This window comes from Bauldia litoralis (genome assembly GCF_900104485.1).
In the GTDB taxonomy this organism is placed as follows: Bacteria; Pseudomonadota; Alphaproteobacteria; order Rhizobiales; family Kaistiaceae; genus Bauldia; species Bauldia litoralis.
Genome location: NZ_FMXQ01000004.1, coordinates 417,530 through 433,787 on the forward strand (window position 1 = coordinate 417,530; position 16,258 = coordinate 433,787).

The following is a 16,258-nucleotide window of genomic DNA, read 5'->3' on the forward strand; positions in this document are numbered from 1 at the left end:
CTATGGAAATCACCGCCACGTCATCCGAGCTGATCGAGCTCGGCATCGCCCTCCTGTTGGCGGGCTGCCTCTCCGGCCTGCTCGCCGGCATCTTCGGCATCGGTGGCGGCGCCGTCATCGTCCCGGTGATGTACCAGGCGCTGCTCTTTCTCGGTGTCGACGATTCCGTGCGCATGCACATTGCGGTCGGGACATCGCTCGCCATCATCGTTCCGACGTCGCTGCGATCCTTCTTCGCCCATAAGAGGCGAGGCGCGGTCGACATGGCGCTGTTCCGAAGCCTCATGGTGCCGGTGCCGATCGGCGTGATCGTCGCCTCGATCGTCGCCGCGTCGATCTCGGGTGCCGCGCTCCGGGGCATCTTTGCCGCCATCGCGCTGGCCGTGGCGCTGAAGCTGATCCTGCATCGCCCGAGTTGGCAGCTTGGCACCGACATACCCGGCAATCCGTCGCGCGCGATCATCGGCGGCCTGATCGGCTTCTTCTCGACGCTGATGGGCATCGGTGGCGGCATCATCAACAACACCTACATGACCCTCTACGGACGACCTATCCACCAGGCGGTGGCGACCTCCGCCGGCGTCGGGGTCCTGATCTCCATTCCAGGCATGCTCGGCTACATCTGGGCCGGCTGGGGCAACCCGCTGCTGCCGCCATTCTCGGTCGGCTTCGTCAATCTCGTCGGCGTGCTGATCGTCATTCCGGCGAGCGTGCTGATCGCGCCTCTCGGCGTGCGGATCGCCCACGCCCTGACCCGGCGCCAGCTCGAACTCGGCTTCGGCGTCTTCCTGCTCGTCGTTTCGGCGCGCTTCGCTCTGTCGCTGTTCTAGGACTTAGGGCGTCAGCACAAGGCGGTCGCCGACGATCGAGTAGCCGTGGAGCAGGTTGAGGAAGGACAGCCCCAGCAGGCTCTGTTCGAGTGATCCCCGTGGCGCGACGAGCGCAGGGACGTCGCGCTGCTCGATCGGGCCGACCGACATCCGGTTCAGCGTGACCGCTGCGGCGCTCATCATCCCGTTGGCGGTCCGGATCGGGATGGAATAGGACAGCGAAACCGGGTCGATCCCGATCGACTGGGCGTCGCCGGGGGTCAGCGTGACGAAACTCGCCCCGGTGTCGAAGAGCATGTTGACCGGCTGGTCGTCGATCTCCGCCCGAACGGCGAAATGCCCGCCGGACGACCGGATGAAGGCAACGCTGTCGGCATCCGCGGCGCCGGCCAGACGGCCGGTGATCGGCATGCCGGGGGCCAGGGCGCCGATCAGCCGTCCGGCAAAGCCGGCAAGCTGGTCGCGGCTGGCATAAAGGCCGGCGACGACGAGGATGATGGCCACCCAGATCGCCATGGAGCGCAGGATCTGCCAGGCGCCGAAGGGCCGGGCGAAGACGCCCGCGCCGACGAAGAGCAGGATGGCGAGAAGGGCGACGAGCCGCGGCAGGTCGATGTCGTCGACAGTTAGGCCAGCGTCGGTGACGTAGAGCCCGACGACCACCACGACGGCGAGCACCGCCAGCCCCAGCAGGAGCCGGGGAAGCAGCGAATTGCGCCGTTGCGGGTCCTCACTCACAGGCCTCGCCTGCCTCCGACGGTTGGTCTCAGATCGCGCTGGCGACGCCAACCAAAAACAAAACAACGGCGATTTGCTGGCAGGCGCCAAGCGTATCGCCGGTCCGCCCGCCGATCTGGCTGCGCGCGTACAGAATGAGGATATAGGTACCCGCAAGCGAAAGGAGAATGCCGGCGATTGCCGGCAGCAACCCGAGAGCCGGCCACACGGCGATCAGCGCTATGACAAGGGCAACAGCCTGTGCCGTCAGCATCGCGCTCGCGTCCGGCGGTCCGGTATCGTGGGCAAGGCCATCGGTACGGGCGGCCGGCAGATCGTGCCACACCCGCATCATCGCTGCCCGCGACACCGCTTCCGCCGCGACCAGCGCCAGGGCGGCCCGCCACGGGCCAGCCGCCATCAGCGCGCCGAGCGCTGCGGTCCGGATGAGGATCGAGAAGACGAGCGCGGCGGCGCCGTGGCTGCCGATCCGGCTGTCGCGCATGATCTCGAGCTTGCGCTCGGGCGTCGCGCCGCCGCCGAAGCCGTCGAAGGTGTCGGAAAGGCCGTCTTCGTGAAGGCCGCCGGTTGCAAGCATCGTCGCCGCCACCGCCAGCGCCACGGCAACCAGCGATGGCGCGCCGAGGGAGGCGCCCACCACAATCACGATGCCGGCAACCAGCCCGACAAGAGCGCCGACCACCGGGAACATGCGGGAGGAACGGCGGAAATCCGGCCGGCCACTGGGTTCCGCCCCCAGCCATCCGAGTGGAAAGCGGGTGAGGAAGGCGAGCGAGGCGACGAGGTCGTCGGCCAGGCTCGCTGCCTGGGCGCGGAGCCGGTTGTCGGCCGTCATGGGCGGCGCCTCGTCGCGGTTGGGTTGTGATCGATCCGACTCGGTTTATAGAACCACGCTCTTGCCGCGTCCAAGCCGGCGGCAGCCAGGAGCCAGTCATGACGCCAACCGATTCCGCGCTCCCCTTCGACGATATCCGCAAGCTCGTCCGGGAAATGCCCGGTCCAGACGCGGATGCCGTTGCCACCGTTCGGGCCCGCGATGCGGAATTGACCAAGCCGTCCGGCTCGCTGGGGCGCTTGGAGGACCTGGTCGAGTGGCTCGCCGCCTGGCAGGGCAAGGCGCCGCCGACCGTCGACCGGCCGCAGGTCGCGATCTTCGCCGGCAACCACGGGGTAGCAGCGCGCGGCGTCTCGGCCTTTCCCAGCAGCGTCACCCGCCAGATGGTCGACAACTTCGCTGCCGGCGGCGCGGCGATCAACCAGATCTGCCTGACCCACGATCTCGGCCTCAAGGTCTTCGACGTCGCCCTCGAGGTGCCGACCGGCGACATCACGGTCGAGGCGGCGATGGATGAGGTGACCTGCGCCGGCACGATGGCCTTCGGCATGGAGGCGACGGCCGGCGGCATCGACCTTCTCTGCATCGGCGAAATGGGCATCGCCAATACGACGATCGCCGCCGCGATCTTCGCCGCCCTTTATGATGGCGCGGCCGCGGATTGGGTCGGGCCGGGTACCGGGGTCGATCCCTCCGGCATCGAGCGGAAGGTGGCGGCGGTCGAGGCGGCGCTGGCGTGTCACCGCGGCGCCCTCGACGATCCGCTGGAGGTGCTGCGCCGTCTTGGTGGCCGCGAGGTGGCCGCGATGGCCGGGGCGATCCTCGCCGCGCGGCACGGGCATATACCGGTGATCGTCGATGGCTATGTCGCCACAGCGGCGGCGGCGATCCTCCACGCGATGGAACCGGGTGCGATCGATCACTGCCAGTTCGGCCACATCTCCGCCGAACCGGGCCATGTTCGCGCGCTGGACCGGCTTGGCAAGCGGCCGCTGCTCGATCTCGGCATGCGGCTGGGGGAGGGGACGGGCGCGGCGCTCGCCGCCGGCATCGTGCGGTCGGCGGCGCGGGTCCATGCCGGCATGGCGACCTTCAGCCAGGCCGGCGTCGCGGGCAAGGATAGTGGCGGCTAGGCGAAGACTGGCGGTCAGCTGACGCGCAGCCAGCGGCTGCGGCGCGGTTCGTCCTCGATCGGCGGCAGCGCCTCCATCACGCGGGACTGCGGGAAGGTCGCGATGACTTCGGTTCCCACCCGGAGCTTGGACTTCAGCTCGAACGCCCCCTCGTGCATCCGCACCAGCGCCTGAACGATCGGCAGTCCGAGGCCGGCGCCCTGTTCGGTGCTCTTGATGGCGATCGCGCCCTGGCCGAAGGAGGTCAAAACGATCGGGATCTCTTCTTCCGGGATGCCCGGCCCGTTATCGCGGATCGAGATGAACTGGCCGCCGTCGCTCGACGGTCCGGCGCGCACGGTGATTTCGCCGCCAGGCGGCGTGAACTTGATCGCGTTGGACACCAGGTTGAGGACGATCTGTCGGATCGCCCGGTCGTCGGCCCAGATCCGCGGCATGTCCCGACGGTATTGCTGGACGATCTCGAGATTCTTGCCGCGCGCCTTGAGCTGCAGCAGATGGCAGCATTCCTCGACCACCGAGATGAGATTGACCGGTTCCTCGTACAATTCGTAATGGCCGGCCTCGATCCGCGACAGGTCCAGGATTTCGTTGATCAGATTGAGGAGATGCTGCCCGCTCTCGTGGATGTTCGCGGCATAGTCCCGGTAATTCTCGTTGTCGATCGGGCCGAGGACCTCGCTCTTCATCACTTCCGAGAAGCCGAGGATCGCATTGAGCGGCGTGCGGAGTTCGTGGCTCATCGTCGCGAGGAAACGGGATTTCGCCAGGTTGGCTTCCTCCGCCCGCCGCCGCGACTCGTCCGAGACGGCCTTGGCCGTCCCAAGCTCGGCGATCAGCAGGTCCTTCTCGGCGCGATACTCGTGCATTGTCAGCGTCGCCGAATAGAGCCGCGTCGCGAGGATCAGGAAGAAGCACTGGGCGCCGATCGCCATCACCGCCAGCGCGACGAAGAGAATATCGCCGCGGGTGAGATAGACGATCGCCAGGGTCGCCGTGACCGGAATGGTGCCGGCGACTGCCGCGACCGGAATGGTCGAGGCGAGCATCGTCGTCGCCGCCACCGCGATCAGGGCGGTGGCGAAGAGGAAGATATCGACACCGTCGCGAGAGCCGAACTCGGCCGGGACCAGAAGGAAGAGCGCCGCCCACGCGACGCCGCCGACGAATTCCGTCGAGATGAAGCGTCCCGTCCAGCGCCGAACCGCGACATCGGCGATCGGCAGGCGCGAGAAGTGGCGGCAGAACAAATACATGCGGAAATGAACCGCGAGCATCACCGCGGCCCAGGCAAGAACCTGGATAATGCCGAGCCAGATCATGGCAGCGGCCGAAACCACGGCAACGAGCAGCGGGACGACGAGGGCGGCGCTCAACCGGTTCTGGGCGAAGGTCAGCAGCAATTCGTAGTCGAAGGCCGGCTTGGTGCCGGTCATCGACGTCAGCCGCTCGCGCTGGGCGCTGACCGTGCGACGGACTTCGTTGCGATGCTCCGCGCGCTTGCGGTTGATCGCCGTCTTGTCGCCGTCCCTGGAAGATCGAATGGCCGTCACGCGGTCGAGTCCCGACACCTCTTGAGCGCCATTCCCCGGCGCAGAGGCTGCAAACCTCGCATGGAAGGTTTAATTTGCCGCTGAACAGGTTGGTTAACGGGAGCCAAAGGCAAACTGGTGGTCGGATCGACAAGGGGAGAGGGGCCTGCTGCGCCTCCCGGACAATCGCTGGACGCTCTCCTGAGCGACATCCGCGGCTGTCGCATCTGCCGGGACCGGCCAACGGGCAGGACGCCCTTGCCGCATGAACCGAGGCCCGTTCTGCGGGTGTCGGCGAGCGCCACCGTATGCATCGTCGGCCAGGCGCCCGGCACCCGGGTGCACGCCTCGGGCGTGCCGTTCACCGATCCGTCCGGCGACCGGTTGCGTGACTGGATGGGAATCGACTCCGATACCTTCTACGACGAGAGCCGGGTGGCGATCGTGCCGATGGGATTCTGCTTTCCCGGTCTCGATGCGAAGGGGGGCGACCTTCCGCCGCGACGGGAATGCCCGCCGGCATGGCGTGCACCACTGATGGCGCAGTTGCCCCGGATTCGGCTGATGCTTGCCGTGGGCGCCTACGCCCAGGCGTGGCACCTTGGACCTCTGGCCCGAAAGTCGCTCACCGGAACGGTCGCCGCATGGCGTGACATCGCCACAGCGACTGACCCCGTCGTTGTTCCCTTGCCCCATCCATCCTGGCGCAACAACGCCTGGCTGAAGCGCAATCCTTGGTTCGAAACCGACCTCCTGCCGTTTCTGCGTGATCGGGTCGGGCGCGAACTCCGGGGCGACTGATCCATTTCAAGAATTTATTACCCGCAATCGGCAATAATCCTGATGATCGTAGGATAATTGTCCGCTATAGGGGTTTCGACGCAAACGGGTTGTTCAGGAACGCCGACAATGGTCGATCGCCTCGATCGCAAGATTCTGCAGATTCTCCAGGAGGACGCGACGATCCCGGTCGCCGAGATCGGCCGCCGGATCGGGTTGTCGACGACGCCCTGCTGGCGGCGGATCCAGAAGCTGGAGGAGGAGGGGGTCATCACCGGGCGGGTCGCGCTTCTCGATCCGAAGAAGATCAACACCCGGGTAACGGCCTTCGTCGCCATCACCACCAACCAGCACAACGATGAATGGCTCCGCCGCTTCGCCGAGGTCATCCGCGAGATGCCGGAGGTCGCGGAGTTCTACCGGATGGCCGGGCAGGTCGACTATCTGCTGCGCGTCGTCGTCCCCGACATCGAGGCCTATGACGCCTTCTACAAGCGGCTGATCGCCAAGATCGACATCTCCGATGTCTCGACGACCTTCGCCATGGAGCAGATCAAATACACGACGATGCTGCCACTGAACTACATTGCCCTCGACAAGGAAAAGGCACCTGCATGAACAAGCTTGGTTTCGGAAAGGCGATGGTCTCGGTCGTCGTCGCAGCCGGACTCCTGACCGGTGTCGCGCCGGCCATGGCGATGGACATGAACGGCAAATGGGTCGCCGCCAGCACGACGGCCATGTCGATCACCGGCGACATCGAGGTGTCGGCGGACAAGATCGTCTTCGAGACCGGCGCCAGCCTCGGTCTCAAGCCGGTTGAAGGGGAGGCGCACCTGTTCACGCTCGCGTCCGCGACCGACAATCCCGTCCTGCTCAACGGCAACACTCTGTGCGGTTCGAACGCGCCGCCCGAATACATCGCCTTCGCGATGTACGAGACTTCGATGATCCTGCTCGCCTTCGACGGTCCGGACGTCCCGAAGCTCAACCCGGATCCGCTCGACCAGGACGGCATCTGCGCGTCCTTCACCTACGAGCGCTAGCGCTCGAGTCGCGCCGCGCGATCCGTTCAAGCTGAACGGGATCGCTGAGCTCCCTCACTGCGTCGCGTCCGATCCAGCGCGCGGTCCTGTCGTCGGATGCCGCGAGGCGTTCGGCCAGCGACAGGGCCGGGGCATGCAGCCTCATCGAGCGCTTGCCGATCTGGCGAAGCGCCCAGTTGACCGCCTTCTTCACGAAGTTGCGCGGGTCCGTGGCGTGTCGCTCGATCGTCGGCAGGAAGGCCGCGAAGCGCGCATCGGGCACGGTCTTGCCGTGGACGGCATAGGCGGCCATCAGGGCGAAGCCGGCGCGTCGGACGAATTCGCGATCGTCATCCGTCCATGCCGCGATTCTATCGTCGACGAAGGGCGTCCTGACGAAGAGCTTCAGACAGACCTGGTCGCAGAGATCCCAGGAATCGAAGTCCGACGCCCAGGCATCCATCTGGTCAGGCGTAACCTTCTTCGGCTCGTCGATGAAGGCGGCGAGGAGGCGGGCTTCGTGGAAGCCGCTTGCCCATAGCGCCAGCGCCAGATCGTGATTGCGCCCCAGCCGGCGGGCGAGGGGCCGGAGCATCGCGATCGACACGCCGAAGGCGCGCCCGGTCTCGATGCCGAAGCGCGCCATGCCGAGGCGGTTCTTTTCGGAGCCGAGCCCCTTCAGTTCGGCGAGAACCGCGTCGACATCGGGAGGCGGTGCCGCCGCCCGCGCCATCAGTCGCGCGTCAGCCGCGCAAGCAGGCTCGAGGTATCCCAGCGGCCGCCGCCCATCGCCTGGACCTCGCCGTAGAATTGATCGACCAGCGCCGCGACCGGCAGCTTGGCGCCGTTGCTCCGCGCCTCCTCGATCGCGATCGACAGGTCCTTGCGCATCCAGTTGACGGCGAAACCGTGCTCATACTGGCCGGCGTCCATCGTCTTCCAGCGGTTCTCCATCTGCCAGGACTGGGCGGCGCCCTTCGAGATGACGCCGATCACCTGCTCGACATCGAGACCGGCCTGCTTGGCGAAATGGATGCCCTCCGATAGCCCCTGCACCAACCCGGCAATGCAGATCTGGTTGACCATCTTGGTGAGCTGTCCTGCCCCCGCCGGTCCCATCAGGCCGACCATCCTGGCGTAGCAGTCGATCACCGGCTTTGCGGTATCGAAGGTCGACTGGTCGCCGCCGACCATGACAGTGAGCTGGCCGTTCTCGGCCCCGGCCTGGCCGCCCGATACCGGCGCGTCGAGGAAGCCGCAGCCCTTGGCCTTCGCCGCCGCTTCGAGTTCGCGCGCGACCATCGCCGAGGCGGTGGTGTTGTCGATGAGGATCGCACCGTCCTTCATGCCGGCGAAGGCGCCGTCGTCGCCGATCGTCACCGACCTGAGGTCGTCGTCATTGCCGACGCAAACGAAGACGAAGTCGGCGCCTTCAGCGGCCTGTCGCGGTGTCGGCGCGGCCGATCCGCCGTGTTCTGCCACCCACTTGTCAGCCCGCTCGGCGGTGCGGTTGAAGACCGTCACGTCGTAACCGCCGCGCGCCTTGAGATGGCCGGCCATCGGGTAGCCCATTACGCCAAGGCCGATGAAGGCAACTTTCGCCATAGTCAGGTACTCCGCTTGAATTGAATCGAAGGGCGCCTAAGCCGCCCTTGCGGCAAGGTTTTAACCCACCGTGGAAGCCGAGTCAGGGGGCGGCGCGGACGACATGGCGGGTCAGCCGCCGTTCCAGTATGTCCCAGAGGCGGCGCAACGTCTCGACCAGCACGAGATAGAGGACTGCCGCGTAGAGATAGACCGTGATGTCGAAGGATCGGGCGAAGGCGAGCCGCGTTGCGCCCATCAGGTCGAAGACGGTGATGATGGCCGCGACGGCGGAGCCCTTGATCATCAGGATCACTTCGTTGCCGAGCGGCCGGAGGCCGATGACCAGTGCTTGCGGCAGCACGACCCTCAACATGATCCAGCGCGGCTTCATGCCGAGCGACATCGCCGCCTCGCTCTGGCCGCGCGGCACGGCACGGATCGCCCCGCGCAGGATCTCGCTTTGGTAGGCGCCGGTGTTGAGGGTGAAGGTCAGCAGCGCGCAGAAGAAGGCGTCGCGGAACAGCCACCACAGGCCGATCGACTCGAAGAAGGACCGGAACTCGCCGCTGCCATAGTAGACGAGGAAGAGCTGCGCCAGCAGCGGCGTGCCGCGGAAGAAGAAGCTGTAGCCGAGGGCGAGGGCGCGCAGCATCCGGCTGGCGGAGAGCCGCGCGAGGGCCACCGGCACGGCGATCAGCGCGCCGAGCGTCACCGAGATCGCAACCAGTTCGATGGTGATCAGCAGGCCTTCCAGCATGCGCGGGCCGTAGCGGCTGAGCAGTTCGAACTGGCTCATCGCTTCATCCCCCGGTCGGACCAGCGCTCGATGCCGACGATGCCGAAGGAGGAGACGATCGACATGGCGAGGTAGATCAGGCAGGCGACGAGATAGAAGAAGAACGGTTCCTTGGTTGCCCCGACCGCGACCGAGGTCTCGCGGAGAAGGTCGTTCAGCGCGATGATCGAAACCAGCGAGGTTTCCTTGAGCAGGACGAGCCAGAGGTTGGCGAGCCCCGGCAGCGCCAGGCGAACGAGTTGCGGAACGATTACCACCCGCATTGCCGCGGGCCAGCGCAGCCCGAGCGCCGCCGCGCCCTCGAACTGCCCCCGGCCGATCGAGCGGAAGGCGCCGAGGAAGACCTCGCTGGCATAGGCGGCAAAGACGAGACCGAGCGCAACGAGCCCGGCGACGAATCCATTGACCTCGACATACTCGTCGGCGACCAGCGACGCGATCCGCTGCACCAGGATCTGGCCGCCGTAATAGACGATGAACAGCGTCAGCAGTTCCGGCAGGCCGCGGAAGACGGTGGCGAAGGCGTTGCCGGCCACCGAGAGCCATGTGCGATGGGAATTGCGAGCGAGCGCGACGGCGAAGCCAAGAACTAGCCCGAAAGGGAGCGTCGCCGCAGCGAGCCTGAGCGTCAGCCAGGCGCCTGCGGCGATCTCGTCGCCCCATCCGTCTGGGCCGAAACTGAGCAGCCCGAATAGTTGCTCCAACCTCTGCGCCCCCGGATGCTCAGCCCGGAGCCGGGACGGGCCTGCGCCCGATCCCGTGCCCCGGGCCGGTCATCGACCCCGCCTCAATAGATCGAGAAGGGGAAATACTTGGCGCTGATTGTCTCGTAGGTGCCGTCTGCAAGGATCGCGGCAAGCGCCTCGTTGAACTTCGCCTTGAGGTCGCCATCATCCTTGCGGATCGCGATGCCGATCTCGTCGTCCTTGACCACAGCCTCGCCGACGAAGGCACAGCAGGCGCCGTCTTCCGCATCGAGCCACAGATTGGTCGGGCCGACATCGGCCAGAACCGCATCGACCCGGCCGGAAGCAAGGTCGAGATAGGCGTCGTCCTGGGTCGGATAGAGCTTGATCGTCGCGTCCTTGTACTCTTCCTCGAGATGGGCCGCCGACACCGTCGAGCTCTGCGCGCCGAGCGTCTTGCCGGCCATGCCTGCCGGCGACACGTCGGTGATCGCGGTGTCCTTGGGCGCCACGAAGGTCAGCGAGTTGGTGTAGTAGCGATCGGTGAAATCGACCACCTGCTGCCGCTCCTCGGTGATCGACATCGACGAGACGATAGCGTCGTATTTGCCGGCCAGTAATGCCGGGATGATCCCGTCCCAGTCCTGGGCCACCAGGGTGCATTCCGCCTTCATCTGCGCGCACAGCGCCTCGGCGATGTCGACGTCGAAGCCGATCAGCTCCTTGTTGGTGTTGTAGCCGTTGAAAGGCGGATAGGCGGCTTCGATACCGATGCGGATCTTGTCCCAGTCCTTGGCATGGGCCTGTCCGGCCGCGGCGCCAACGGCCAGCAAGCCGGCGAGCATGAGCGAGGTGATTTTCATGATTGTCCCCTTGTCGCGTCGAGCCGCGATGACGGCATCGATCCTTGCCGCCATCTTCCCATCAATTCCGCGCGGGCCGCAACCCGAGCGTCGTCGCGTGGATCGTCTCGGCGCGTTGCAGGTCTTCGGGGGTGTTCACGTTGAAGAAGGGATCGACGTCGTCTTCCGGGATGGTGAAGTCTGCGATCCCGTACCCCATGTCCGACAGCCAGTCGCCAACCTTCGGTGAGGCGGCCGAGCGCAGGAACTGCTCGAGCGCATCGGCGCAAGCGACCGGGAAGAGCCCGAAGACACGGTGGTCGCGTCCACCGCATCGCGCGATCGCGATGCCGGACGTGTCGGCGGCTGCCATGAGCCGTGCAACGAGATCGGACGGGAAGAACGGCGTGTCGGTGGGGACGGAGACGATGCGCGCGGCCGGGCTCCGGTGGTCGCGCGCCCACAGCATCGCGCTGTGAAGGCCGGCAAGCGGACCTGCGGAGGGGATCGTGTCGGCCACGACCGGCAGCCCGAAAGCGGCGAAGCGTGACGGGTTGCCGTTGGCGCTCACGATCATCGTGTCGACCTGCGGCGACAGGCGGTCGATCGCGTGGTCGAGGAGAGGGCGCCCGTCGAGCAACGCCAGGGCCTTGTCGCCGCCGCCCATCCGCCGCGCCGCGCCGCCGGCGAGCAGCACGCCGACGATGGCGGGACGTTCGTCGCGCGTCACCGCCCGACTATTGCCCGACGATGAGCGTCTTGCGGATGGCGTCGAACTGGGCCGTCAGCGCCGCTTCGTCGAAGGCGGTGACGGTGCCCGGGTCGTAGTTGGCCAGGTTGGTCGAGTGGATGAAGGTCCGGACCGCCAGGCAGGGCGACGTGCCGACCAGCGCGTAGACCGTCTCATCATAGAGGTTGCCGGCGCCCGCATCCGACAGCGAGGCGACGGAATTGTCGGTGCCGTATTCGGTCGTTTCCGTCGGCGTATCCGCACCGGCAGGCAGGAAGAGGTCCGCGGTGCAGGACGTAGCGTCGGGCAGGGTCTCGACGCTGAGCCGCGTGTCGTCCGACAGGTTGGTGCCGTCGGTCATCGCGGCGGGGATCGTGAAGGATACGCCGGTGATGTCATGGCCTGGCCCGAGGCCCTGATAGACGTAACCGCCATTGATCGTGTAGCCGGGCGGATAGCGAAGGGAAAAGCCGTATTCGGAACTGGCGAAGCTTTGCCAGTCTACCGGCGCCATCGCGCTGACCTGGATGCAGCCGTTATAGGTTGGCGTCTCGTCGGCGCCCTCGGTCAGGAAGGCTGTATTGCCCTTGTTCCAGAAGACGACGCTTTCGTCGCTATTGGCGTAGCGCGCACCGGAGCCCGACATGGTCTGCGGCAGGGTCAGGTCCCGTCCGTCGCTCAGCTTGAGCGCGACCTTGTCCGGATAGAAAGCGGCGTCGATCGACTTGCCGAGATTGCACGCGAACGTCGCGTCGGTGACGAGGTCCGCGGCAGCAGCGCCACCGGACATCGTGACGGTTACGGCGAGGGCGATTTGAACGATCGGGCGCATGGGGAACCTCCGCAGGATAGGCATTCAGCCTGTCGAGCATACCACCCGCGAGAAAATGCATCCGCGCGAATGTGCGACTTTCGCGCCGGTTGCTTTCGAGATGCTTGATCGAACGGGATAATTTGTGCGGGCAACCCGCAAGACGCCCCAGCGGTGTCAGGCCCTATCAAGCGATAGAGCCGACGCGCCGATCCGGCGATCGCTTGGAACCTGCGACAACAGAAAAAGGGCGGCTGTCTGCAACGCCCGTATCCCGGTAACCGTCCGCCGTGCGCCCGCCCGGACGGACGGGTCGCAACGACGATCGGAAGCGGACGATCCGCCTCGTTACTTCTTTGCGGCAGCCCGTTTGGCCGGCGCCTTCCTGACTGCGGGCTTCTTCGCAGCGGCAGGGGCCTTCTTGGCAGCAGGCTTCTTGGCGGCCGCAGGCTTCTTCGCGGCTGCGGGCTTCTTCGCAGCGGCAGGGGCCTTCTTGGCAGCGGGCTTCTTGGCGGCCGCAGGCTTCTTCGCGGCGGCAGGCTTTTTTGCAGCAGCGGGCTTCTTGGCGGCTGCAGGCTTTCTCGCTGCGGCGGGCTTCTTGGCGGCCGCAGGCTTCTTCACGGCGGCGGGCTTCTTGGCAGCTGCAGGCTTCTTCGCGGCGGTCGTCCGGGCCGCGGCAGTTTTTGCAGCAGGCTTCTTCGCGGCAGTACGAGAGGCGGCGGGCTTCTTGGCCGGTGCCTTCTTCGCTGCCGGTTTGCGTGTCGCTGTCTTCGCCAAGGTAGTTCTCCTCTGATGCCGGATCGCGAATCGACCCGCGCTAAACATTGTAATTCAGATTCCGGGTTAATTTCGCGCTAATTCCAAACAAAGCCGACGTAGTCTCGCGGACTAGACGTAACGATAATTGCAACGTCGATTCCGATCACGGTGATGCGGTCGTATCGGTCTCCACAACGATGATTTTCGAACCAGTCAAACATCGCCTGGACAGTCAACGCGCCGTCTCCCCTGAAGTTTCATCAGCAGGTCGAGAGGGTCCTTCGCGTCGAACGATCGGGTGAGAGTTTGCTGCGTGCGGAAGCATCGTCTTTGGGGCGGAATTGCTTGCCATAGCCGGCGCTGTCGGAAGCGCTGATTTCTCCGGGACTTGGCGGTTTGGCGTTTCAGCGATTCAGCCAAGTATCAGAAAAAAAAGAATAATTTCATTCGATGCCGCCAAGAAGACTCCGCCTGTCCGTCGCCGAAAAGCGCTTGCGATCGTGGTAACCGGAAGGGCTAGTCTCGACTCCGATGACGGGTTTACTTGGACCGCTCGACGCTGTCCGCTGACGCCAGGATAATTGCGTCCGACAGTAAGCGGAGACGCGTCACCTCGCGAATCGCCCGGTCGTCAAATGCGACGCGATGACGACGGTTCGCGTCGACCATGCGACAGCGCTGCGATGACATCCACGTCGCATGAATCGTCGCCGACGGTGGCGTGAGAATCGTCGCGATTTTTTCAGCGAGCGAACCCGAAAGAGAATCCGTAAGACGCACGCGGCCGACGCGGACCGTAATACGGATATGGTCCGCGATAGGGATACGGATCGTAATAGACGGGCGGTGGCGGCACCGGTCGATAGGCATAAGGCGGCGGCACGTAGCGCGGCTGCGGCGCGTAATAGGGCTGTGGTCCGTCGCCGATATAGGACGCCGACATCCACCCCCTTACGCCGACGACACTCACGTCGCACCAGTTGGCGACGCAGCGATGAACGCCGACCCAAGCACCCGGTGGCGCGGTGGTGATGACGTAGTAATTCGTGCCCGGTCCGGTGCGCACGTTGACCGATCCAGTGGTGTAGGCGGCAAGTGCGATTGCCGGGGCGACGAGACCGGCGAGCAGGCCGGCGGCAAACGTCAGCGATCGAAGCGACATGAGTAGTCCCCTTTCGCATCCCGCGCTGGCCGGATGCGTCGCGCGGCAATGCGCCGCGCAGCGCGTGCGACTCAACGCCAGACAGGTCCCCCAAGCCGACAATCAGTGACTGCACCGCGGCCAAAATATGACACCGGAGACGGCCGCCGGCGGGCGAACGCGGCGGAGCCGCTAGTTGAGGAAATAGATCGCCGTGTTGAGCAGCGTGGCGAAGGCCACCCAGGCTAAATAGGGCACGGTGAGGAGCGCGGCCAAGGGGCTCACAGGCCGGAAGGTGAGCAGCATCCAGGCGATCGCCAGGAGCAGCGGCACGATCACCACGAGGCCAAGCAACGGGTTCTGCAGACCGAAGAAAGCCCAGGACCAGGCGACATTGAGAACGAGCTGCACGCCGAAGGCCACCAACGCCTTCATCCGCCGGTCCGATGCCGGGCGCCGCCAGACCAGCCAGGCCGCCACGGCCATCAGCGTGTAGAGAATACCCCAGGCGATCGGGAAGACCGCGTTGGGGGGATTGAACCACGGCTTTTCCAGCCCGGCATACCAGGTCGGGATATTCGGCGCCGTCGCCTGCTGGCCGAGGAAGGCCGCGCCATAGCAGAGCAACAGGAACAGCACGAGCGCCAGCACCTGGGCGGCGAGACCCGTCGATGGCGGGTGGCGGTCGGGGGGTGTGGCGGAGGCTCGCATGGTTCGTTTCCAATTGGATCTCTGGGAGAAGATAGGCGCGCGCCGGAAACGTCAAACCGGGATCGCCCGCCCGCGTTTCGTGAGCGGAGCGAATTGACCGCGCAGGCAGCGCCGCTATGGTCCCGGCATTCTCGGGACAGGAAAGACACGCGACATGCCGGACATCACCAGGGACCAGGTACTCGAACAGCTCAAGGCCGTCCGCGGGCCGGAGGGTGGCGATATCGTCACCCTCGGCCTCGTCTCGGACATCGTGGTCTCCGGCGCCAAGGTGATGTTCTCGATCACGGTCCCGGCGGAGAAGGCGGCGTCGCTCGAACCCTTGCGTGCCGCGGCCGAGGCCGCCGTGCGCGACCTGCCCGGTGTCGAGGGCGCGATGGTGGTGCTGACCGCCGAGAAGAAGGGCGGCGCACCAGGCGCCGGCGCGCAGCCGCCACCGCGGCCAGCCGGCACGCAAGCGCCGCCGCCGCGTCAACAGCCGGCTGCCGCGCCGGCTCGCGGCAAGGCGGGCATCCCCGGCATTGACGCGATCGTCGCGGTCGCCAGCGGCAAGGGCGGCGTCGGCAAGTCGACCACCGCCGTGAATCTGGCGCTGGCGCTTAAGGCGAACGGCCTGCGGGTCGGCATCCTCGACGCCGATATCTACGGTCCGTCGCTGCCGCGCCTGCTCGACCTCAAGGACAGGAAGCCGGAGATCATCAGCGGGCGGACGCTCAGGGCGCTCGATGCCTATGGGGTCAAGGTGATGTCGATCGGCTTCCTCGTCGAGGAGGAGACGCCGATGATCTGGCGCGGGCCGATGGTCATATCGGCGCTCAACCAGATGATGCGCGAGGTCGAGTGGGGCGATCTCGACATTCTTGTCGTCGACATGCCACCCGGCACCGGCGACGCCCAGCTCACCATGGCCCAGCAGGTGCCGCTCGCCGGCGCGATCATCGTCTCGACGCCGCAGGATCTTGCGCTGATCGATGCGCGGCGCGGGCTTGCGATGTTCCAGAGGGTCGACGTCCCGGTGCTCGGCATCATCGAGAACATGAGCTATTTCCTCTGCCCGCATTGCGGCGAACGCACCGACATCTTCTCCCATGGCGGCGCGCGGAAAGAGGCGGAGACGCTGGGCGTGCCCTTCCTTGGCGAGGTACCGCTCGACCTGCGTATCCGCGAGACATCGGATGCAGGTACGCCGATCGTCGCGTCCGATCCCGAAAGCCCGTATGCGAAGGTTTATCGCGAGGTTGCGACGAAGGTCTGGGACGGCATCCAGCGCGACCGGAGCGAGGGCGGCCGCCCGCCGCCGAGGATCGTCATCGAGTAGGACG

General features: G+C 66.0%; 19 protein-coding genes. 6 read left to right on the top strand and 13 right to left on the bottom strand.

Features of this window, described 5'->3' with window-relative positions; translation table 11 throughout:
- Nucleotides 1-2: 2 nt before the first annotated feature.
- Entirely contained in the window at nt 3-830 is an 828-nt protein-coding gene (locus BLT60_RS12225) for a sulfite exporter TauE/SafE family protein (protein ID WP_090876711.1), read from the top strand.
- Nucleotides 831-833: 3 nt separating this feature from the next.
- Here the strand turns inward: BLT60_RS12225 and BLT60_RS12230 are convergent, their stop codons facing one another.
- Both BLT60_RS12230 and BLT60_RS12235 read right to left on the bottom strand, forming a co-directional pair.
- Nucleotides 834-1,568, bottom strand: a complete 735-nt coding sequence (locus BLT60_RS12230; RefSeq protein ID WP_090876712.1) for a retropepsin-like aspartic protease family protein — start codon at nt 1,566-1,568, stop codon at nt 834-836.
- A gap of 28 nt (nt 1,569-1,596) precedes the next feature.
- On the bottom strand, nt 1,597-2,403 hold the full coding sequence (locus tag BLT60_RS12235) for an adenosylcobinamide-GDP ribazoletransferase (RefSeq protein ID WP_090876713.1): 807 nt from the start codon (nt 2,401-2,403) through the stop codon (nt 1,597-1,599).
- Nucleotides 2,404-2,501: 98 nt separating this feature from the next.
- On the opposite strand from BLT60_RS12235, the gene cobT reads away from it, so the two are divergent.
- The gene (gene cobT, locus BLT60_RS12240; RefSeq protein WP_090876714.1) at nt 2,502-3,536 is read left to right on the top strand and encodes a nicotinate-nucleotide--dimethylbenzimidazole phosphoribosyltransferase; all 1,035 of its coding nucleotides are present in this window, start codon (nt 2,502-2,504) and stop codon (nt 3,534-3,536) included.
- A gap of 14 nt (nt 3,537-3,550) precedes the next feature.
- Here cobT and BLT60_RS12245 read toward each other — a convergent pair whose 3' ends face one another.
- Nucleotides 3,551-5,089: a sensor histidine kinase gene (locus BLT60_RS12245; RefSeq protein WP_244521236.1), complete on the bottom strand. Its 1,539-nt coding sequence runs from the start codon at nt 5,087-5,089 to the stop codon at nt 3,551-3,553.
- Nucleotides 5,090-5,257: 168 nt separating this feature from the next.
- On the opposite strand from BLT60_RS12245, the gene BLT60_RS12250 reads away from it, so the two are divergent.
- From BLT60_RS12250 to BLT60_RS12260, 3 genes are all read left to right on the top strand, one after another.
- On the top strand, nt 5,258-5,869 hold the full coding sequence (locus tag BLT60_RS12250) for a uracil-DNA glycosylase family protein (RefSeq protein ID WP_244521245.1): 612 nt from the start codon (nt 5,258-5,260) through the stop codon (nt 5,867-5,869).
- A 108-nt stretch (nt 5,870-5,977) separates the two neighbouring features.
- Nucleotides 5,978-6,466, top strand: coding sequence for an Lrp/AsnC family transcriptional regulator (locus BLT60_RS12255; RefSeq protein WP_090876717.1), 489 nt, complete (start codon nt 5,978-5,980; stop codon nt 6,464-6,466).
- Nucleotides 6,463-6,894: a hypothetical protein gene (locus BLT60_RS12260; RefSeq protein WP_090876718.1), complete on the top strand. Its 432-nt coding sequence runs from the start codon at nt 6,463-6,465 to the stop codon at nt 6,892-6,894. Before BLT60_RS12255 ends, BLT60_RS12260 begins: the two co-directional genes overlap by 4 nt.
- Here the strand turns inward: BLT60_RS12260 and BLT60_RS12265 are convergent.
- From BLT60_RS12265 to BLT60_RS12310, 10 genes are all read right to left on the bottom strand, one after another.
- Entirely contained in the window at nt 6,878-7,606 is a 729-nt protein-coding gene (locus BLT60_RS12265; RefSeq protein WP_090876719.1) for a DNA alkylation repair protein, read from the bottom strand. The genes BLT60_RS12260 and BLT60_RS12265 overlap by 17 nt on opposite strands.
- Complete coding sequence (locus BLT60_RS12270) at nt 7,606-8,478, bottom strand: NAD(P)-dependent oxidoreductase (RefSeq protein ID WP_090876720.1); 873 nt, start codon at nt 8,476-8,478, stop codon at nt 7,606-7,608. Before BLT60_RS12270 ends, BLT60_RS12265 begins: the two co-directional genes overlap by 1 nt.
- A gap of 82 nt (nt 8,479-8,560) precedes the next feature.
- Entirely contained in the window at nt 8,561-9,256 is a 696-nt protein-coding gene (locus BLT60_RS12275; RefSeq protein WP_090876721.1) for an ABC transporter permease, read from the bottom strand.
- Nucleotides 9,253-9,960, bottom strand: coding sequence for an ABC transporter permease (locus BLT60_RS12280; protein WP_090876722.1), 708 nt, complete (start codon nt 9,958-9,960; stop codon nt 9,253-9,255). The genes BLT60_RS12275 and BLT60_RS12280 overlap by 4 nt, the downstream gene beginning before the upstream one ends.
- 83 nt (nt 9,961-10,043) lie before the next feature.
- Complete coding sequence (locus BLT60_RS12285; RefSeq protein WP_090876800.1) at nt 10,044-10,805, bottom strand: ABC transporter substrate-binding protein; 762 nt, start codon at nt 10,803-10,805, stop codon at nt 10,044-10,046.
- A 61-nt stretch (nt 10,806-10,866) separates the two neighbouring features.
- Complete coding sequence (mobA, locus tag BLT60_RS12290; RefSeq protein ID WP_210185602.1) at nt 10,867-11,514, bottom strand: molybdenum cofactor guanylyltransferase MobA; 648 nt, start codon at nt 11,512-11,514, stop codon at nt 10,867-10,869.
- Nucleotides 11,515-11,521: 7 nt separating this feature from the next.
- Nucleotides 11,522-12,346: an MliC family protein gene (locus BLT60_RS12295; RefSeq protein ID WP_090876723.1), complete on the bottom strand. Its 825-nt coding sequence runs from the start codon at nt 12,344-12,346 to the stop codon at nt 11,522-11,524.
- Between the two features lie 327 nt (nt 12,347-12,673).
- Nucleotides 12,674-13,102, bottom strand: a complete 429-nt coding sequence (locus BLT60_RS12300) for a histone H1 (RefSeq protein ID WP_090876802.1) — start codon at nt 13,100-13,102, stop codon at nt 12,674-12,676.
- 724 nt (nt 13,103-13,826) lie between these two features.
- Entirely contained in the window at nt 13,827-14,246 is a 420-nt protein-coding gene (locus BLT60_RS12305) for an SH3 domain-containing protein (protein ID WP_090876724.1), read from the bottom strand.
- Between the two features lie 171 nt (nt 14,247-14,417).
- Complete coding sequence (locus tag BLT60_RS12310) at nt 14,418-14,936, bottom strand: TspO/MBR family protein (RefSeq protein ID WP_090876725.1); 519 nt, start codon at nt 14,934-14,936, stop codon at nt 14,418-14,420.
- Between the two features lie 154 nt (nt 14,937-15,090).
- Between BLT60_RS12310 and BLT60_RS12315 the strand changes: the two genes are divergently transcribed.
- The gene (locus BLT60_RS12315; protein ID WP_090876726.1) at nt 15,091-16,254 is read left to right on the top strand and encodes an Mrp/NBP35 family ATP-binding protein; all 1,164 of its coding nucleotides are present in this window, start codon (nt 15,091-15,093) and stop codon (nt 16,252-16,254) included.
- The last annotated feature ends 4 nt before the right edge of the window (nt 16,255-16,258 follow it).